The 19,158-nt window shown below is 58.0% G+C and carries 20 protein-coding genes and 1 tRNA gene; 17 read left to right on the top strand and 4 right to left on the bottom strand.

The genetic code is table 11. The features are described 5' to 3' along the window. Positions 1-85 precede the first annotated feature (85 nt). Both GV764_RS13135 and GV764_RS13130 read right to left on the bottom strand, forming a co-directional pair. A tRNA-Arg gene (locus tag GV764_RS13135) sits at positions 86-160 on the bottom strand. Positions 161-233: 73 nt separating this feature from the next. Next, a complete protein-coding gene (locus GV764_RS13130; RefSeq protein ID WP_161660536.1) occupies positions 234-1,193 on the bottom strand; it encodes a formate/nitrite transporter family protein in 960 nt (319 codons plus the stop codon). 199 nt (positions 1,194-1,392) lie between these two features. Here GV764_RS13130 and ccmA point away from each other — a divergent pair, with 199 nt between their 5' ends. From ccmA to mlaA, 10 genes are read left to right on the top strand one after another with little or no spacing between them, the layout of a single operon-like run. After that, positions 1,393-2,010, top strand: a complete 618-nt coding sequence (gene ccmA / locus GV764_RS13125) for a cytochrome c biogenesis heme-transporting ATPase CcmA (protein ID WP_161660535.1) — start codon at positions 1,393-1,395, stop codon at positions 2,008-2,010. Further along, on the top strand, positions 2,007-2,666 hold the full coding sequence (gene ccmB / locus GV764_RS13120; RefSeq protein ID WP_125291483.1) for a heme exporter protein CcmB: 660 nt from the start codon (positions 2,007-2,009) through the stop codon (positions 2,664-2,666). The genes ccmA and ccmB overlap by 4 nt, the downstream gene beginning before the upstream one ends. 46 nt (positions 2,667-2,712) lie before the next feature. Beyond that, the gene (locus GV764_RS13115) at positions 2,713-3,453 is read left to right on the top strand and encodes a heme ABC transporter permease (protein ID WP_161660534.1); all 741 of its coding nucleotides are present in this window, start codon (positions 2,713-2,715) and stop codon (positions 3,451-3,453) included. Then, complete coding sequence (gene ccmD, locus GV764_RS13110; protein WP_125291485.1) at positions 3,450-3,668, top strand: heme exporter protein CcmD; 219 nt, start codon at positions 3,450-3,452, stop codon at positions 3,666-3,668. Before GV764_RS13115 ends, ccmD begins: the two co-directional genes overlap by 4 nt. Continuing rightward, a complete protein-coding gene (ccmE, locus tag GV764_RS13105) occupies positions 3,665-4,144 on the top strand; it encodes a cytochrome c maturation protein CcmE (protein ID WP_161660533.1) in 480 nt (159 codons plus the stop codon). The genes ccmD and ccmE overlap by 4 nt, the downstream gene beginning before the upstream one ends. Continuing rightward, on the top strand, positions 4,141-6,090 hold the full coding sequence (locus GV764_RS13100) for a heme lyase CcmF/NrfE family subunit (protein WP_161660532.1): 1,950 nt from the start codon (positions 4,141-4,143) through the stop codon (positions 6,088-6,090). Before ccmE ends, GV764_RS13100 begins: the two co-directional genes overlap by 4 nt. Continuing rightward, a complete protein-coding gene (gene dsbE, locus GV764_RS13095) occupies positions 6,090-6,650 on the top strand; it encodes a thiol:disulfide interchange protein DsbE (protein ID WP_161660531.1) in 561 nt (186 codons plus the stop codon). The genes GV764_RS13100 and dsbE overlap by 1 nt, the downstream gene beginning before the upstream one ends. After that, positions 6,647-7,105, top strand: coding sequence for a cytochrome c-type biogenesis protein (locus GV764_RS13090; protein WP_161660530.1), 459 nt, complete (start codon positions 6,647-6,649; stop codon positions 7,103-7,105). Before dsbE ends, GV764_RS13090 begins: the two co-directional genes overlap by 4 nt. Beyond that, positions 7,102-8,298 carry a c-type cytochrome biogenesis protein CcmI gene (ccmI, locus tag GV764_RS13085; RefSeq protein ID WP_161660529.1) on the top strand — a complete coding sequence of 399 codons (1,197 nt, stop codon included), beginning with the start codon at positions 7,102-7,104 and terminating at the stop codon, positions 8,296-8,298. Before GV764_RS13090 ends, ccmI begins: the two co-directional genes overlap by 4 nt. A gap of 29 nt (positions 8,299-8,327) precedes the next feature. Continuing rightward, positions 8,328-9,080 carry a phospholipid-binding lipoprotein MlaA gene (gene mlaA, locus GV764_RS13080; protein ID WP_161660528.1) on the top strand — a complete coding sequence of 251 codons (753 nt, stop codon included), beginning with the start codon at positions 8,328-8,330 and terminating at the stop codon, positions 9,078-9,080. Positions 9,081-9,149: 69 nt separating this feature from the next. On the opposite strand, the gene fadL is transcribed toward mlaA, so the two are convergent. Further along, a complete protein-coding gene (gene fadL / locus GV764_RS13075; RefSeq protein WP_161660527.1) occupies positions 9,150-10,517 on the bottom strand; it encodes a long-chain fatty acid transporter FadL in 1,368 nt (455 codons plus the stop codon). 369 nt (positions 10,518-10,886) lie between these two features. Here fadL and GV764_RS13070 point away from each other — a divergent pair, with 369 nt between their 5' ends. The 4 genes from GV764_RS13070 to sixA all read left to right on the top strand — a co-directional run bounded on the left by GV764_RS13070 (position 10,887) and on the right by sixA (position 15,495). Beyond that, a complete protein-coding gene (locus GV764_RS13070) occupies positions 10,887-11,171 on the top strand; it encodes a YfcZ/YiiS family protein (protein ID WP_125291493.1) in 285 nt (94 codons plus the stop codon). A 166-nt stretch (positions 11,172-11,337) separates the two neighbouring features. Beyond that, the gene (gene fadI, locus GV764_RS13065) at positions 11,338-12,648 is read left to right on the top strand and encodes an acetyl-CoA C-acyltransferase FadI (RefSeq protein WP_161660526.1); all 1,311 of its coding nucleotides are present in this window, start codon (positions 11,338-11,340) and stop codon (positions 12,646-12,648) included. Continuing rightward, on the top strand, positions 12,648-14,810 hold the full coding sequence (gene fadJ, locus GV764_RS13060; RefSeq protein WP_161660525.1) for a fatty acid oxidation complex subunit alpha FadJ: 2,163 nt from the start codon (positions 12,648-12,650) through the stop codon (positions 14,808-14,810). The genes fadI and fadJ overlap by 1 nt, the downstream gene beginning before the upstream one ends. Before the next feature lie 190 nt (positions 14,811-15,000). Continuing rightward, a complete protein-coding gene (gene sixA / locus GV764_RS13055) occupies positions 15,001-15,495 on the top strand; it encodes a phosphohistidine phosphatase SixA (RefSeq protein WP_125291496.1) in 495 nt (164 codons plus the stop codon). Between the two features lie 36 nt (positions 15,496-15,531). Here the strand turns inward: sixA and smrB are convergent, their stop codons facing one another. Beyond that, entirely contained in the window at positions 15,532-16,083 is a 552-nt protein-coding gene (gene smrB, locus GV764_RS13050; RefSeq protein ID WP_161660524.1) for an endonuclease SmrB, read from the bottom strand. A gap of 163 nt (positions 16,084-16,246) precedes the next feature. Between smrB and prmB the strand changes: the two genes are divergently transcribed. From prmB to mepA, 3 genes are all read left to right on the top strand, one after another. Then, positions 16,247-17,179, top strand: a complete 933-nt coding sequence (gene prmB, locus GV764_RS13045; RefSeq protein ID WP_161660523.1) for a 50S ribosomal protein L3 N(5)-glutamine methyltransferase — start codon at positions 16,247-16,249, stop codon at positions 17,177-17,179. A gap of 61 nt (positions 17,180-17,240) precedes the next feature. Beyond that, on the top strand, positions 17,241-18,326 hold the full coding sequence (aroC, locus tag GV764_RS13040) for a chorismate synthase (RefSeq protein ID WP_161660522.1): 1,086 nt from the start codon (positions 17,241-17,243) through the stop codon (positions 18,324-18,326). 5 nt (positions 18,327-18,331) lie between these two features. After that, positions 18,332-19,156, top strand: a complete 825-nt coding sequence (gene mepA / locus GV764_RS13035; protein WP_161660521.1) for a penicillin-insensitive murein endopeptidase — start codon at positions 18,332-18,334, stop codon at positions 19,154-19,156. Positions 19,157-19,158: the final 2 nt, after the last annotated feature.

Below are 19,158 nucleotides of genomic sequence, written 5' to 3'. Positions count from 1 at the left end.
AACCTTATGTTAAATCAGCAGATTTGCGGATGACTTCAGCAAGCATGAAACGGCAAAGAAGCGGGGCTAAAGAAGAGAGGGTAAATGGTGTCCCCTGCAGGAATCGAACCTGCAACTAGCCCTTAGGAGGGGCTCGTTATATCCATTTAACTAAGGGGACAAGGCGGCGCTAGTATACTCGTTTTTAGTGCTGCGTTAAGGGCTTAGCCGCCTGATTGCTCATTCCGTCGCCATTATTGCTCTGAAGCCTGCTGTTTTTTCTGTTGTCGCTCCTGTTCCTTTTGCCGCGCTTTGGCTTCGGCTTTTTTCTTGTTGCTCATATCATTACGTATTTGCGCATGGCTCATCAGCGCGAAGATAAAGGTGCCGCCGCAGATGTTCCCGGCCAGGGTCGGCAGGGCGAAAGGCCAGACAAACTCGGTCCAGTGGATATCGCCGTTGAACACCAGATACAGAATTTCCACGGTGCCCACCACAATGTGGGTGGTGTCGCACAGGGCAATAAGCCAGGTCATGATGATGATCACCACGATTTTGGCTGGCCCCGCCGAGGGGAACATCCATACCATGGTGGCGATGAGCCAGCCGGAAACAATCGCATTAGCGAACATTTCGCCCGGCGTGTTTTCCATCACTTTCAGGCCGATATTGACGAACGCCTCGCGGGTGGTCTCATCAAAAATCGGCATAAATTCGAAGGCCAGCGCCGCCAGCCCGGTGCCGATCAGGTTACCTGTCAGCACCACGCTCCACAGCCGCAACAGCAGCAAAAAGTTGCTGCCGGTGGGGTTTTGCATCACCGGTAAAACGGCGGTCACGGTGTTCTCGGTGAACAGTTGCTGGCGCGCCATGATGACGATAATAAACCCAAGGGTGTAGCCGAAATTTTCCAGTAAAAAACCGCCCGGTACGCCTTCAAGATGAACGTGAAAAATCCCTTTGCCCAGCAGTGACGCCCCCATGGAAAGCCCGGCAGCGATGGCCGACCACAGCAACGCCATGGCGTCGCGCTCCATCTCCTTCTCCCCGTCCTGGCGGATATGTTCATGGATAGCCATCGCCCGGGAGGGCAGGCGTTCTTCATCCACTTCGATGTCTTTTCCGCTCTTCTTTTCTTCGCTCTCAACTTCCAGCTCTTCACCGGATTCGCCAATTTTTTCATCCTCAATTTTGTCTTCGTTGAGTTTGTCCATGATGCTTTTGCCTCGCAGTGAATGTCCTTTAAGCGTAGCGGTTTTGGGAAAACCAACGGCCATTTCCCGACAATTCGGAGTCTTTTTGATCTGGCAGGCATCATTACTCCTTTTGGGGTAGCATTTCTGCCGTCTGGCATTTAAGGCCTGCAATTACTCTGTGTTATGATTCCTTGCCATTTCAGAAGGAGCTGTCTGGATGCTCGACGTCCTCAATCTCTCATGTATCCGTGATGAACGCGTTTTGTTTCGCGGGCTGTCATTTTCCCTGAATCCGGGTGAAATATTCCAAATCGCTGGCGTCAACGGCGCGGGAAAAACCTCGCTGTTACGCATACTTAGCGGCCTCGCAACGCCGGAAGAGGGCGAGGTGAAATGGCAGGGCGAACTCATCAAACGGGCGCGCGACAGCTTCCATCATCAACTGCTGTGGTTAGGGCATCAGCCAGGTATCAAGGCGGTGCTGACGGCGGATGAAAACCTGCGCTTTTTCCATGCGAATTCGGTGATGAAAGCCCGCTGGGACGCCCTCGCGGCCATCGGCCTGCTGGGCTATGAGGACGTCGCAGTAGGCCAGCTTTCCGCCGGGCAACAGCGCCGTGTCGCGCTGGCGCGGCTGTGGCTGAGCGCCGCAAAATTGTGGATTCTGGATGAGCCGTTTACCGCGCTGGATCCGGCGGGTATCGAAAAGCTGACCTGCCGTCTCGAAGCCCACGCCGCACAGGGCGGCAGCGTGTTGCTGACCACCCATCAGCCGCTGCGTCCGGTAAGCTGCGCCTTCCGCAGGCTGACGCTGCCGCAAGGGGTGGTGTCATGATGTGGCAAGTATTTACCCGAGAAATACATCTGGCCCTGCGCAAAGGGGCGGAGATTGTTAACCCGCTGTGGTTTTTCCTGATTGTTATCACGCTGTTCCCACTGGGCATTGGCCCTGAGCCCCAGTTGCTGGCGCGTATCGCCCCCGGCGTGGTGTGGGTGGCGGCGCTGCTGGCCGCGCTGTTAGGCATGGAACGGCTGTTCCGCGACGACTGGCAGGACGGCTCCCTCGAACAGTTAATGCTGCTGCCGCTGCCTTTGCCTGCCGTGGTGTTAGCGAAAGTAACCGCTCACTGGGTGGTTACCGGCCTGCCGCTGATCGTGCTGTCTCCGCTGGCGGCGATGCTGTTAGGTCTCGACGTGCATACCTGGTGGGTAATGGCCCTGACGCTGATGTTGGGCACGCCGACCCTGAGTTTTCTCGGCGCGGTGGGCGTTGGCCTGACCGTGGGTTTACGTCGCGGCGGCGTGCTGCTGAGCCTGCTGGTGCTGCCGCTCACCATTCCGCTGTTAATTTTCGCGACGGCGGCGATGGACGCCGCTTCAATGGCGTTACCGGTTGAAGGATACATGGCGATTCTGGGCGCGTTCCTGGCGGCGAGCGCCACGCTGTGCCCGTTTGCCACCGCGGCGGCGCTGCGGATCAGTATTCAATAATTGCCCGCAAACGTGGGCGCTAACTTAGCTTTGTGAGCCAATAACTATGTGGAAATTCTTGCATCAGCTTGCGAAACCAGAGCGACTTTATCACCTTTGCGGGCGTCTGGTTCCTCTGTTTGCCATTATCAGCATTGTGATGCTGTTAGTCGGCGTGATTTGGGGATTTGTCTGGGCGCCGGCGGATTATCAGCAGGGGCAAAGTTATCGCATCATGTACATCCACGTCCCGGCGGCCATCTGGTCGATGGGGATTTACGCCTGGATGGCGATTGCTGCGTTTATCGGCCTGGTGTGGCAGATCAAAATGTCCGATCTGGCGGTGGCGGCCATGGCCCCGGTGGGCGCGGTGTATACCTTTATCGCGCTGGTGACCGGCTCCGCCTGGGGCAAGCCGATGTGGGGCACCTGGTGGATTTGGGACGCCCGCTTAACCTCGGAGCTGGTGCTGCTGTTCCTGTACGTTGGGGTGATCGCGCTGTATAACGCTTTCGACGACCGCCGCCTCGCCGGGCGCGCCGCAGGGATCCTGGTGCTGGTGGGCGTGGTTAACCTGCCGATTATTCACTTCTCGGTGGAGTGGTGGAACACCCTGCATCAGGGCTCGACCAACATGCAAAAATCCATCGATCCATCAATGCGTATTCCGCTGCGCTGGTCCATCTTCGGGTTCCTCGGCCTGTTCGTGACCCTGACCTTAATGCGCCTGCGCACCCTGATCCTGATGCAGGATCGCCGTCGTCCCTGGGTTGAAGAGATTGCTAATAAAGGAAGGAGCCTGTCATGAACGTCGCCTTTGGTAGCCTGAGTGAGTTTTTCGCCATGGGCGGTTATGCCTTCTATGTCTGGCTGGCCGTGGCTTTTACCTTTATTCCGCTGGCGTTGCTGGTGGCCCATACCCTGTGGCAGCGCAAAGCGCTGCTGGCGGACGTCCGCCGTCAGCAGGGGCGGGAGCGCCGGATTAAAAATGCCCAACATCCCACACAGGAGGTGACCGGATGAATCCACGTCGTAAAAATCGACTCTGGCTGGCTGTGATGGTGTTAATGGGGATTGGCATCACGATTACGCTCACGCTGTATGCGCTGCGCGCCAATATCGACCTGTTCTATACGCCGGGCGAAATCATCAACGGTAAAAACGAAACCCAGGTGAAGCCGGAGCCGGGCCAGCGTCTGCGCGTCGGCGGCATGGTGATGCCGGGCAGCGTCAAGCGCGATAACCAGACCCTGAAAGTGAGCTTTAAAATCTATGACGCCCGTGGGGTGGTGGATGTCAGCTACGAGGGTATATTGCCGGATCTGTTCCGCGAGGGGCAGGGCGTGGTCGCGCAGGGCGTACTGGAGCCGGGCAACCTGATTGTCGCTAAAGAAGTGCTGGCGAAGCACGACGAAAACTACACGCCGCCGGAAGTGAAAGCGGCAATGGAAGAGAACCATCACCGTCCGGCAGAAGCCTATAAGGATAACCGCTCATGATGCCGGAATTGGGTAATTTCCTGCTGTGCCTGGCGTTAGGGATTTCATTACTGCTTAGCGTTTATCCGCAATGGGGCGCGGTGCGTCAGGATGCGCGGCTAATGGCGCTGGGGCGTCCGCTCTCCTGGGCGCTGTTTATCAGCGTTTTCGCGGCGTTTTTAATTCTGGTTTACGCCTTTGTGGTGAACGACTTCACTATTATGTACGTTGCCAGCAACTCCAACGCCGAGTTGCCGGTGTGGTATCGCGTCGCCGCGACATGGGGGGCGCACGAAGGCTCGCTGCTGCTGTGGGTGCTGCTGATGAGCGCCTGGACCTTCGCGGTGGCGGTGCTGAGCCGCGGGATGCCGCTGGATTCCGTGGCGCGGGTGCTTTCCGTGATGGGCATGGTCAACTTCGGCTTCCTGCTGTTTATCCTGCTGACCTCCGATCCCTTTACCCGCACGCTCCCGGAATATCCTATCGACGGGCGCGATCTTAATCCGCTGTTACAGGATGTCGGGCTGATTTTCCACCCGCCGCTGCTGTATATGGGCTATGTGGGCTTCTCCGTCGCTTTTGCGTTTGCTATCGCGTCGCTGATGGCGGGGCGTCTGGATACCGCCTGGGCGCGTTGGTCGCGTCCGTGGACCCAGGCCGCATGGATTTTCCTGACCCTCGGCATCGTGCTGGGTTCCGCCTGGGCCTACTACGAGCTGGGCTGGGGCGGCTGGTGGTTCTGGGATCCGGTGGAAAACGCCTCCCTGATGCCGTGGCTGGCAGGCACTGCGCTGATGCACTCCCTGGCGGTGACTGAAAAACGCGGCAGCTTTAAGGCCTGGACGGTACTGCTTGCGATCGCCGCGTTTTCGCTGTGCCTGTTGGGCACCTTCCTGGTGCGCTCCGGCGTGCTGGTGTCGGTGCATTCCTTTGCATCCGATCCGGCACGCGGCATGTTTATCCTTGCCCTGCTGGTGATCGCTATCGGCGGTTCGCTGCTGCTGTACGCGGTAAAGGGCAACAAAGTCCGCGCCAGGGTGAAAAACGATCTCTGGTCGCGGGAAACCTTCCTGCTCGGCAACAACATTCTGCTGATGGCCGCCATGCTGGTGGTGCTGCTCGGCACGCTGCTGCCGCTGGTGCATAAACAGTTGGGTCTCGGCAGCATCTCTATCGGCGAGCCGTTCTTCAATATGATGTTTACCGCCATGATGGTGCCGTTCGCGCTGCTGCTGGGCATCGGGCCGCTGGTGCGCTGGCGTCGCGATGAGCCGGGCAAAGTGCTCAAACGGCTGGCCATTGCGCTGGTGATTACCCTGGCGGGCGCGCTGCTGCTGCCGTGGCTGATGCAGGACCGCATTGAAGCCATGACGGTGGTCGGGCTGATGATGGCGATTTGGGTGTTTGTGCTGGCGCTGATGGAACTGCACGAGCGCGCTACCCATCGTCATTCGTTCCTCAAAGGGCTGACCAGACTCTCCCGCAGCCAGTGGGGGATGGTGCTGGGCCACGTGGGTCTGGCGGTAACGGTAGTCGGGATCGCCTTTAGCCAGAGCTACAGCGTCGAGCGCGACGTGCGCATGAAGGCGGGCGATCGCGTCGATATCCACCAGTACCAGTTTATTTTCAAAGAAGTGCGCGAGGTCAGCGGGCCGAACTGGCGCGGCGGCGTGGGCGTGATCGACGTACTGCGCAACGGTAAGCCAGAGGCAACCTTACATGCCGAGAAGCGCTTCTATAACAGCAATATGATGATGATGACCGAAGCGGCCATCGACGGCGGCGTCACCCGCGACCTGTACGCGGCGCTGGGCGAAGAGCTGGACGACGGCAGCTGGGCGGTGCGGCTTTATTACAAACCCTTTGTTCGCTGGATTTGGTACGGCGGGGCGTTAATGGCGCTGGGCGGCTTGCTGAGTATGCTCGATCCTCGCTATCGCCTGCGTAAAGCATTGCAGGAGGCATAATGAAACGTAATGTGTTGTTTATTCCATTAATCCTTTTTTTACTGCTGGCCGCCGCGCTGCTGTGGCAACTGGTGCGCAACGCCAACGGCGACGACCCTACCACCCTGGAATCGGCGCTCATCGGTAAGCCAGTACCGGTGTTTAAGCTCGAATCGCTGGATGAGCCGGGCAAAATCTACGATCAGGCGGCGCTGACCAGCGGCAAACCGGTGCTGTTGAACGTCTGGGCCACCTGGTGCCCCACCTGTCGCGCCGAGCATCAGTACCTTAACCGCCTGTCCGCCCAGGGCGTGCGGGTCGTGGGCATGAACTATAAAGACGATCGCCAGAAAGCCATCGCCTGGTTGAACGAACTGGGCAACCCGTACGCCATGAGCCTGTTTGACGGCAACGGCATGCTGGGCCTTGACCTGGGCGTGTACGGCGCGCCGGAAACCTTCCTGATCGACGGCAAGGGCATTATCCGCTACCGCCACGCCGGGGATCTCAACGAGCAGGTCTGGCAGAGCGAAATCAAACCGCTGTGGGATAAATACACTCATCAGGGGGCGGGAGCATGACCCGTATTCTGACGCTGCTCGCCGCGCTGCTGGTGTCGTTTTCAGTGTTTGCCGCCATCGACACGTATCAGTTTAAAGATGAAGCCCAGGAGCAGCAGTTCCGCGAGCTGACGGCGCAACTGCGCTGCCCGAAATGCCAGAACAACAGCATCGCCGATTCCAACGCCATGATCGCTTCGGATATGCGCCAGAAGGTGTACGAACTCCAGCAGCAGGGCCAGACTCAGCAGCAGATCATCGACTATATGGTGGCGCGCTACGGTAACTTCGTGACCTACGAACCGCCTATCACGCCGGGCACGATTGTGCTGTGGCTGCTGCCGGCGCTGTTTATTCTCGGCGGAATTATCGTGGTGGTGCGCCGCGCCAGAAGAGGGCAGCAGGCTGCCGCCCAACCGCTAAACGATCTGGAACAGCAACGCCTGAAGCAGTTGCTAAGCGAGAAGAAAAAATGACGTTAACGCTGCTGATTAGCGCCATGGTGGCGTTGCTGATTATCACCGCTGGCCTGTTGTTTGTCCCCTGGTCCGGCAATCGCAGCGTCTCGCGCGATGTGCTGAACCGGGCATTTTACCAGTCCCGGCTACGCGAGCTGGAACGCGAAAACAGCGCCGAGCGCGAGGAGATGGTGGCTGAGCTTCAGCATAATCTGCTCGAGGATATTCCTCAGCAAAGTGAAAGCATTCAGAAACCGCTAAGCCGCTGGGTGCTCGCTCCCGGCGTGGTGGCGCTGGTGATAGTCAGCGTCGGGGTGTTCTGGAAAACCGTCGATCTGAAAAAAGTGCTCGAATGGCAGGAAGTCACTCGCCAGACGCCGGAATTGTTGAATCGCGTCATGGACCCGAACGCGCCCGCGCTGACCATGGAAGAGATGGCGCGCCTGGGCCTGGGGCTGCGCACCCGGTTGCAGGACGACCCGAATAATATTGAAGGATGGATGATGCTGGGCCGTATCGGCATGGCGCTGAATAACGCCACCACGGCTACCGATGCGTTTGAACACGCATGGAAACTGGCGCCGGACAACATTGACGCCAAACTCGACTATGCTGAAGTATTGATTCGTTCATCCGATCAGAATGACAACCAGCTGGGCGATAAATTACTGCGTGAAGCGGTGGCGGCGTCGCATACCAATATACGCGCTCTGAGCCTGCTGGCGTTCAGTTCCTTTGAGCAACAGCGTTTTGGCGATGCGATAGCGGCATGGCAGATGATGCTGCGCGTCTTGCCGCAAAACGATAAGCGCCGGGCGGTGATTGAGCGTAGTATCGCTCAGGCGGAAGCCCAGACCAGCGTAGACAATGCGCCGCTGACTGTTAAAATCATGCTTTCGCCGGAAGCTCAGCAGAGCATGGCTGCCAACGGCACCGTTTTTGTTACCGTAGTGGGTGAATCCTCGCCGGTTCCCGTCGCGGTGAAAAAGTTGCCGGTTGGTCAGTTTCCGATGACACTCAATATAGATGACTCAAATACCATGATGCCGGGAGGTTCACTCTCTTCACTGCATCAGGGGTGGATTAAAGTGCATATCTCACAGGATGGCACGCCTGCTGTGCAGTCAGGGGACTGGGTTGGTCAAAGCGCGCTCATTAAATTTGACCCTGCCCATCCGATGGAGGTGACGATTTCATCTCGTCAGCCCTGACAGCAGATATCAATAACAGGGAGACAGAGATGAATTTTCGCCTGACCGGCATTGCGCTGGCGACAACCTTACTGATGGGGTGCGCCAGTTCCGGGGAACAACAGGGTCGCTCGGATCCGTTTGAAGGCTTCAACCGGTCCATGTACAACTTTAACTTTAACGTAGTGGATCCGTATGTTGTTCGTCCGGTCGCCGTGGTCTGGCGGGATTATGTGCCGCAGCCAGCACGTAACGGGATCAGCAATTTCACCAGCAACCTTGAAGAACCGGCTATCATGGTTAACTATTTTCTTCAGGGCGACCCGTACCAGGGGATGGTGCATTTCACGCGCTTCTTCCTGAACACCCTGCTGGGGATGGGCGGCTTTATTGACGTCGCGGGTTTATCGAACCCGAAACTGCAGCGCGTGGAGCCGCATCGTTTCGGCAGCACCCTGGGTCACTATGGCGTGGGCTACGGTCCCTATCTGCAACTGCCGTTCTATGGCAGCTTTACGTTGCGTCAGGAAGGCGGCGATGCGGTGGATACGCTCTATCCGGTGCTTTCCTGGTTAACCTGGCCGATGTCGGTAGGTAAATGGGCTGTTGAAGGCATTGAAACCCGCGCGCAGTTGCTCGATTCCGACGGCCTGCTGCGCCAGTCTTCCGACCCGTATATCCTGGTGCGCGAAGCCTACTTCCAGCGTAACGATTTTATTGCCAACGGCGGCCAGCTGAAGCCGGAAGAAAACCCGAACGCCCAGGCGATTCAGGATGATTTGAAAGAGATCGATTCAGAATAACGCCGCTGAAAAGCGGCAATAAAAAAGGTGAGCCATCGTGGCTCACCTTTTTGCGTTTTGAAGGGAGAATTAGAACGCGTAGTTGAAGTTTGCGCCGTACAGCCAGGCTTTACCTTCGGATTTAAAGGTATACGGGCCTTCGGTAAATTCAACGTGCTGGCCGTGCATATAGGATACGCCGACGTCCACGGACGCGTCTTTGTTAAACGCGTAAGTTGCGCCGGTGCTCAGCCACAGACGGTCCTGATCCGGGATAGAGATGGAACGGCGATCGGCAGGAACCGGGCTGTCATCGAAGGCGATACCGGCACGCAGCGTCCAGTTGTCATCCATAAAGTAGGTGGTCCCTAACGCGATGCGGTAAGAATCACGGAAGCTTTCATCTTTATAGAACAGGGTCTGGCCATCTTTATTGGTGGCTTTCAGCTCCTGGAACTGGCTCCAGCTGGTGTAGGCCAGGCTGTAGTGAATCGCCCACTGCGGCGCCACTTTGTTATAACCTGACAGCTCCCACATTTCTGGCAGGTTCAGCGTCAGATCGCCGCCGATAGTGCGGCCGCCCGTGCCGTAAGGCAGGCCCTGGCTGGAAAGTGCGGCATTAATGGCCGGGTTGTTGCTCAAATCACTTTTGTAATCGCCTTCGAAATCGATTTTAACTTCTGAGCGATAGGTCAGTGAGTAACGGTTATTTTCGTCAATTTCATACATGATACCGGCGTTCCAGCCATAGCCCCACTCGTCGCCTTTCAGGCGCGCAATTTGGGTATCGCTGTCCAGCGAGTTCGCATAGCCCGCCAGTGCGCGAAGCTGTGCGCCCTGCGGCGTATTGCTGGTGAAAGCCGGGTTACGGCGGAGCTGAGCTGCGGTCAACTGGCCGAGATCGCCCGCGTAACGCTCCAGTTTGGCTTTTGCATACACAGCGTTAAAGCCCAGACCAAAGCTGAAGTTATTGTTCAGGCGATAAGCGCCGCTCAGGTTGAGGTTGAGGGTTTCCAGGTCGGTTTTACCGCCCATAGAGCCCGCTGCATACGTATCGTTAAATTCTGTCGCCAGACCGTAGTTGGAGGTCACCGATGCGCCCCAACCAAATTGTTCGTTAATCGGCGCAACGAAATGCAGGTTTGGCACCCACGCGGTTGGCGCGATGTTATCGGCATCCAGGCTGCGGCCTGAAGGCGAACGACCGGACACATTGACGTCCGGGTCAACAAAGATGGCGCCGCCGGAGAACGTCGGGCGATCGAACATCATGATCGCGGCCGGGTTACGGCTGGCGGAACCGGCGTTATCGGCGATAGCGCCTTCCCCTGAATAGGCACGGCCAAGGCCAGAGGAAGAAAACTCGTTTAATTGAAAACCTGCGGACCAGGCTTGAGAAGAGACGATTGCCACTGCGACTGCGAGAAGAGACTTGGTAAACAGGGTTTTCTGGCTCATGACCATAACCTCATCCATTTATTTTTATTTAAATAATGTTACTTACCGTAACAGGAGCGCGAAGTGTAGGGTCTGAGTTACGGCTTACAAATCAGACCAGTGGCGTGAGTATAGGTCCGACCAGAGCGAATGTTGCAAGTATGTTTAATGAAAATTTCCAAATTGATCATCGAAACGAGATCGCCGTGGCAAATTTGGGGTCGGTGTCTCTCGGCAAACAGGGTGATTTTTGTTTCAGATCATTTTTATCGCTGATTTCTAAATCTGTCAGGATTTGTCGAAAATCTCGGGTGGAGCACGTTCCAATCGGGGCGTAAAATAGCGCTATTGCTAACTGCACCCCAGGTGCGATGTACAGAGGAAATCACAATGAGTAAATGCAGTGCTGATGAAACCCCGGTTTGCTGCTGTATTGATGTTGGGACCATTATGGACAACACCGACTGCACCGCGTCCTACAGCCGCGTTTTCCCCGACCGCGCGCAGGCCGAAGAAACCCTGGCTGCGCTGAGCGCCAAAGCCCGCGAAGTAGAATCCGAGCCGTGCCAGATCAACGCTAACTTCACGGAAGAAAGCGACGGCGTGCGTCTGGATATCGATTTCGTTTTTGCCTGCCAGGCAGAAACCATGATTTTCCAGCTGGGCCTGCGTTAATCCTTGCGACGCCTTCCCGTTCAGGGGAGGCGTCATCTGCGCGTAAATTCGTGTAACTCTTCGCACTTTTTCATTTCCCCGGTTGGCTAATTGTAAAAATTTGGTTAAGACTATCGTCAGGTCCGACCACTTTTTCGTTGTGTGTCCATTTTTACAGGGGAGTGTTATGAGTCAGGCGTTACCGCGTCTTGCCCGTCCGGGCGATCGTATTGCCATCATCAGCGGGTTACGAACCCCATTCGCGCGTCAGGCGACCGCTTTTCACGGCATTCCGGCGGTCGATCTCGGCAAAATGGTGGTCAGCGAACTGCTGGCACGCAGCGAAATCCCTCCCGAGGTGATTGAGCAGCTGGTATTTGGCCAGGTGGTGCAAATGCCGGAAGCGCCAAACATCGCGCGCGAAATCGTGCTCGGCACCGGTATGAACGTGCATACCGACGCCTACAGCGTCAGCCGCGCCTGCGCCACCAGCTTTCAGGCGGTCGCCAACGTGGCGGAAAGCCTGATGGCCGGGACCATCCGCGCCGGTATCGCGGGCGGGGCTGATTCCTCTTCCGTGCTGCCGATTGGCGTCAGCAAAAAGCTGGCCCGTGTGCTGGTGGATGTCAACAAAGCCCGCACCACCGGGCAACGCCTGAAGCTTTTCTCGCGTCTGCGCCTGCGCGATTTAATGCCCGTGCCGCCTGCCGTGGCGGAATACTCCACCGGTTTACGCATGGGCGATACCGCCGAGCAGATGGCGAAAACCCATGCTATCACCCGCGAACAGCAGGATGCGCTGGCGCACCGCTCCCATGTGCGGGCCGCACAGGCCTGGCAGGAGGGCAAATTCGCCGATGAAGTCATGACCGCCTTCATCCCGCCCTATCGCGAGCCCTTCAGTGAAGACAACAATATTCGTAAGAACAGTTCTCAGGCGGATTACGCCAAATTGCGTCCTGCCTTTGACCGTAAACACGGCACCGTGACGGCCGCAAACAGCACGCCGCTTACCGATGGCGCCGCCGCGCTGATCATGATGACCGAATCGCGCGCCAAAGAGCTGGGTCTGACGCCGCTCGGCTATCTGCGCAGCTATGCTTTTACCGCTATCGACGTCTGGCAGGACATGCTGCTGGGCCCGGCATGGGCCACGCCGCTGGCGCTGGACCGCGCCGGGATCACCCTCGCGGATTTGACCCTGTTTGACATGCATGAAGCCTTCGCCGCCCAGACGCTGGCCAACCTGAAAATGCTTTCCAGCGAACGGTTTGCCCGCGACGTGCTGGGCCGCGCCCACGCCACCGGCGACGTGGACGACGCCATCTTTAACGTGATGGGCGGTTCAATCGCCTACGGTCACCCGTTCGCCGCTACCGGCGCGCGGATGATCGTCCAGACCCTGAATGAACTGCGCCGTCGCGGCGGCGGATTCGGTCTGGTGACGGCCTGCGCGGCAGGCGGGTTAGGGGCGGCAATGGTACTGGAGGCTGAATAATGGAAGGGCAATCCGCATTTCACATGCACGTTCGTCTGGATAACATCGCCATCGTGACCATCGATGTGCCCGACGAAAAAATGAACACCCTGAAAGCCGAGTTTGGTGGCGAAGTGCGCGCCATCCTGAAACAAATCCACGAAAACAAGCAGCTTCAGGGCGTGGTGTTTATCTCCGGCAAGCCGGACAATTTCATCGCGGGCGCGGATATTAATATGATCGCCCGCTGCCAGACCGCGCAGCAGGCCGAAGCGCTGGCAAAACAGGGCCAGCAGATCATGGCCGATATTCATGCGCTCTCCATCCCGGTGGTGGCGGCGATCCACGGGCCCTGCCTCGGCGGCGGCCTGGAGCTGGCGCTGGCCTGTCATCGCCGGGTCTGTACCGACGACGGCAAAACAGTGCTTGGGCTACCGGAAGTGCAGCTCGGGCTGTTGCCCGGATCTGGCGGCACCCAACGCCTGCCGCGCCTGACTGGCGTCAGCACCGCGCTGGAAATGATGCTGGCGGGTAAACAGCTGCGTCCGCGCCAGGCGCTGAAAGTAGGGTTAGTGGATGACGTGGTGCCGAAATCGATCCTGCTGGACGCGGCGGTGGAACTGGCTAAACAGGGCCGTCCCGCCTCGCGCCGCCTGCCGGTGCGTGAACGCGTACTGGCCGGGCCGCTGGGCCGCTCGATTCTGTTCCGCATGGTTACGAAGCAAACCCTGCAAAAAACCCACGGTAATTACCCGGCGGCGACGCGGATTATCGACGTGGTGCGCATCGGGCTGGAGCAGGGCAGCGCCAGCGGGTACGAAGCGGAAACGAAAGCCTTTGGCGAACTCGCCATGACGCCGCAGTCTGCCGCGCTGCGTCATATTTTCTTTGCCAGTACCGAGCTGAAAAAGGATCAGGGCAGCGAGGTGCCGCCGAAACCGCTGCGCGCCGTGGGCATTCTCGGCGGCGGGCTGATGGGCGGCGGAATTGCTTATGTCACGGCCACCAAAGGCAAACTGCCGGTACGGCTGAAAGACATCAATGATAAAGGCATCAACCACGCGCTGAAATACAGCTGGGAGCTGCTGGATAAAAAAGTGCGCCGCCGTCATTTAAAAGCCGTTGAGCGCGACAGCCAGATGGCGCTGATTAGCGGTTCTACCGATTATCGCGGCTTTCATCAGCGGGATATCGTGGTGGAGGCGGTGTTTGAGGATCTGGATCTTAAGCGCCAGATGGTGGCTGAAATCGAACAATACGCCGCGCCGGACACGATTTTTGCCTCTAACACCTCCTCGTTGCCCATTGGCGATATCGCGCAAAACGCCGCGCGCCCGGAGCAGGTGGTCGGTCTGCACTATTTCAGTCCGGTCGATAAAATGCCGCTGGTCGAGGTTATTCCCCATGCGGGAACCAGCGCGCAAACCATCTCCACTACCGTGGCGCTGGCGAAAAAGCAGGGTAAAACGCCGATCGTGGTGGCGGACCGCGCGGGCTTTTACGTTAACCGCATTCTCGCCCCGTATATCAATGAAGCCATGCGCTGCCTGCTTGAAGGTGAACCGATTGAGCACATTGATGATGCGCTGGTGAAGTTTGGCTTCCCGGTCGGGCCGATCCAACTTTTGGATGAGGTTGGAATAGACGTCGGCACTAAAATTATCCCTGTGCTGGAGCGGGCGTTCGGGGCGCGTTTTAGCGCGCCGAATGAAGCCGTTGCAGCGATTTTGAAGGACGATCGCAAAGGCAGAAAAAACGGTCGCGGTTTCTATCTTTATCCGGCAAAAGGGCGTAAAAGCAAGAAGCAGGTCGACCCTGCAATTTATACGCTTATTGGCGTCAAGCCTGAGCAAAAAATGGCGGCGGACGCGCTGGCGGAGCGCTGTGTCATGATGATGCTGAACGAGGCGGCGCGGGCACTGGATGAAGGCGTGGTGCGCTCAGTCAGAGACGGCGACATCGGCGCAGTCTTCGGCATTGGGTTCCCGCCTTTCCTTGGCGGTCCGTTCCGCTATATGGACAGCCTCGGCGCGGCAGAGGTGGTTGCCCGGCTGCAACGTCTGGAAAGCCGTTACGGCGAGCGCTTTGCCCCCTGCGAGCGGCTGCTGGCAATGGCGCAAACCCAGCAAAAATTCTGGCAAAGTCAGGCGAATGTTGAGCCTGCAACGGTGACCGCTGATTAACCGGTTTTTACCGGTGCGTCGGGGTTGGTTAAATTGTAAACGGCGATTGACTATACTTACGCCATTAAGGTAAAACACAGCGTTTCATTCGCAGTCGGGATAAGGCACAATGCCCGACCGCGATGATCTCCCCACAGGCTTTGGGCCTGTTGGGGATCGTGGCGATTCTGGTTAACAAAAGCGGTGCACTATGCAAGTTTTTATTATGCGTCACGGTGACGCAGCTCTTGATGCCGCCAGTGATGCGGTTCGTCCTTTAACCCTCTGCGGGTGTGACGAATCCCGTCAAATGGCGACCTGGTTAAAAGGTCAAAAGGTGGACATCGAGCGTGTTCTTGTCAGCCCCTATCTGCGTGCCGGGCAGACGCTGGATGTGGTCCGGGAAGTGTTCACACTGCCGGAAAACGTCGATGTTCTGCCGGAGTTGACGCCCTGCGGCGATGTGCGAATGGTCGGTGCCGACCTTCAGACGCTGGCGGACGAAGGCGTTAAATCGGTGTTGGTGATTTCTCACCTCCCGTTAGTTGGCTACCTGGTATCAGAACTTTGCCCGGAAGAAACGCCGCCAATGTTCTCAACGTCTGCCATCGCCAGCGTAACGCTGGATCCGCAAACCGATAAGGGCGTATTTAACTGGCAGATGAGCCCCTGCAACCTGAAGATGGCGAAAGCCAGCAATGGGTAAAACGTCAAAAAGCCGCGTAAAGCGGCTTTTTTGTGTCTAAGGCAGTTCCGGCGGCCTGAACTCTTCCACCTCAATCAGCACCAGCAAAGCGGCATCGCCGCCATACTCTTTCGACGCCTGATGAAAAGCCACAACGTGTGGATGCTGAGCCAGCCACAGCGGGGTTTGCTGCTTCAGAATGTGTTTGCCGTGGCCGTGCATCACGCAGGCGCAAAAGACGTGTTCGCGTCGACAGGCGGCAATCAGCGCGCCTAATTCCTGCTTGGCCTGAAGTTGGGTCAGGCCGTGTAAATCAAGAAACAGCTCCGGCGAGTAGTCGCCGCGGCGTAATTTCTTCAGCTCAAAATGGCTGGTGCCTTCCCGCACGTAACGCACCGGGCCTTCCGCCGCCAGCAGCGGCTGGAACTCATCGGAAAAATAGTGGCTGGCGTCGACTTGCTCCTGGATCAGGCGTTTAACCGGCACGTCATTCGCTTTTTTACGCTGCGGGCGATGGACGATGGTGTCCTGCTTAATTTTACGGGTGCCGCGCATCAGTTCCCGGAACAGCGTCTGGTCCTCCTCGTTAAGCGAATTTTTCTTTTTCATTCTCTTCTCCGTCATTCTTATCGCAGGCAGTGTACCTGACTCCTTCGCCAGCGCTAAATAAAACGCGTTTTCACGCTGGCAGGGAAGGGTGGATGCTGATTTATCGCCACTATCGTGGCAAACTAGCCGCCGTGTTTAACGCGTCACGCGCGCTGGAGGAATAGTGGATAAAATTTTCGTCGATGAAGCAGTCAATGAACTGCATACCATTCAGGACATGCTGCGCTGGTCGGTCAGCCGTTTTAGCGCGGCGGGCATCTGGTATGGTCATGGCACCGATAACCCGTGGGATGAGGCGGTACAACTGGTGCTTCCATCGCTTTATCTGCCGCTGGATATTCCTGAAGATATGCGCACCGCACGCTTAACCTCCAGCGAACGCCACCGCATTGTCGAGCGCGTGATCCGCCGGGTCAACGAGCGTATTCCGGTAGCTTACCTGACCAATAAAGCCTGGTTCTGCGGCCACGAATTTTACGTCGACGAGCGCGTGCTGGTGCCGCGCTCCCCGATTGGCGAACTGATCAACAACCGTTTCGCCGGGCTGTACGACGGCCAGCCTGAACATATTCTGGATATGTGTACCGGCAGCGGCTGTATCGCCATCGCCTGCGCGTATGCCTTCCCGGAAGCCGAAGTCGACGCGGTGGATATCTCCGCCGATGCGCTGGCGGTGACCGAGCACAACATTGAAGAGCACGGCCTGATCCATCACGTCACGCCAATCCGCTCCGACCTGTTCCGCGATCTGCCGAAAGTGCAGTACGACATCATCGTCACCAATCCGCCGTATGTGGATGAGGAAGATATGTCCGATCTGCCGAACGAGTACCGCCACGAGCCGGAGTTGGGGCTGGCGGCGGGCAGCGACGGCCTGAAACTGGCGCGCCGCATTCTGGCCTGCTCCCCGGACTACCTGTCCGACCAGGGGATTCTGATTTGTGAAGTGGGTAACAGCATGGTACATCTGATGGAGCAATATCCGGATGTGCCGTTCACCTGGCTGGAGTTTGATAACGGCGGCGACGGCGTCTTCATGCTGACTAAAGCGCAACTGATCGCGGCGCGCGAGCACTTCAGCATTTATAAAGATTAATCCAACGGGCTGCGGCCCGTTTCACATCGCTCAAAAACACAACAACGACAACGGAGCCGTGATGGCAGGAAACAGTATTGGACAATTCTTCCGTGTGACCACCTTCGGGGAGTCGCATGGCGTGGCGCTGGGTTGCATCGTCGATGGCGTACCGCCCGGCATCCCGCTAACCGAAGCCGATCTTCAGCACGATCTCGACCGCCGCCGTCCCGGCACCTCGCGCTACACTACCCAGCGCCGCGAGCCGGACCAGGTAAAAATCCTCTCCGGCGTGTTTGAGGGCGTCACCACCGGCACCAGTATTGGCCTGCTGATTGAAAACACCGATCAGCGCTCCCAGGATTACAGCGCCATCAAAGACGTGTTCCGTCCGGGGCACGCGGATTACACCTACGAACAGAAATACGGCCTGCGCGACTATCGCGGCGGCGGACGTTCATCCGCCCGTGAAACCGCCATGCGCGTCGCGGCAGGCGCTATCGCCAAAAAATATCTGGCGCAGAAATTCGGCGTGGTGATTCGCGGCTGCCTGACCCAGATGGGCGACATCCCGCTGGAAATCAAAGACTGGGATCAGGTGGAACAGAACCCGTTCTTCTGCCCGGATCCGGATAAAATCGAGGCGCTGGATGAGCTGATGCGCGCGCTGAAAAAAGAGGGCGATTCCATCGGCGCGAAAGTCACCGTGGTGGCCGACAGCGTGCCCGCCGGGCTTGGCGAGCCGGTATTTGACCGCCTGGACGCTGATATCGCCCACGCGCTGATGAGCATTAACGCCGTGAAGGGCGTCGAAATCGGTGACGGTTTCGGTGTGGTGCAGCTGCGCGGCAGCCAGAACCGCGACGAAATCACCACCGCCGGTTTTCAGAGCAACCACGCAGGCGGCGTGCTGGGCGGCATCAGCAGCGGCCAGCAAATCGTGGCGCATATGGCGCTGAAACCGACCTCCAGCATTATGGTGCCGGGGCGTACGGTAAACCGTTTCGGCGAAGAAGTAGAAATGGTCACCCGTGGGCGTCACGATCCCTGCGTCGGGATCCGCGCCGTGCCGATCGCCGAAGCGATGCTGGCGATTGTCTTAATGGATCACCTGCTGCGTCAGCGCGCGCAAAACGCCGACGTCAGCACCACGCTCCCCCGTTGGTAAACCGTATGAAACGTTCCCTTATCGCCCTGGCGGCGCTGCTGGCGAGTTCTGCCACGCTGGCCGCCACGCCGTGGCAGAAAGTACCCAACCCCATCCCCGGCGCGCCGCAGTCTATCGGCGCGTTTTCCAACGGCTGCATCGTGGGGGCGCAGGCGCTGCCGCTGGCCTCCGATCACTATCAGGTGATGCGTACCGATCAGCGCCGCTATTTCGGCCACCCGGAGCTGGTGAATTTCATCCAGCGCTTTAGTTCCCAGGTGAACGACTTAGGGATGGGAACGGTGCTGGTGGGGGATATGGGCATGGCCGCAGGCGGGCGTTTCGCCACCGGCCACGCCAGCCATCAAACCGGGCTGGACGTGGATATCTTCCTGCAACTGCCGAAAACCCGCTGGACGTCAGCGCAACTGCTGCGCCCGCAGGCGCTGGATTTGGTTGCGCCCAACGGCAAAGCGGTGGTCGCGAGCCGCTGGAGCCCGCAGATCTATAACATGATCAAGCTGGCGGCGCTGGATGACGAAGTGACGCGCATTTTCGTCAACCCGGCGATCAAGCAGCAACTGTGTCTGGATGCGGGCACCAACCGCGACTGGCTGAATAAAGTGCGTCCGTGGTTTGCCCATCGCGCCCATATGCATGTGCGCCTGCGCTGCCCGGCGGATAGCCTGGAGTGCATCGAGCAAGCCCCGCCGCCGCCGGGAGACGGCTGTGGCGAAGAGTTGCAAAGCTGGTTCAAACCGGCGAAACCGGGTAGTCAATCAACTGAGAAGAAAACGCCTCCGCCACCACCGCCTTCCTGTCAGGCTCTGCTGGATGAACACGTACTTTAAGG

The sequence above is a fragment of the Atlantibacter hermannii genome, assembly GCF_009907385.1.
GTDB lineage: Bacteria > Pseudomonadota > Gammaproteobacteria > Enterobacterales > Enterobacteriaceae > Atlantibacter > Atlantibacter hermannii_A.
Note: the sequence above shows the minus strand (reverse complement) of the source record. Positions and strands in the feature narration are given on the sequence as shown.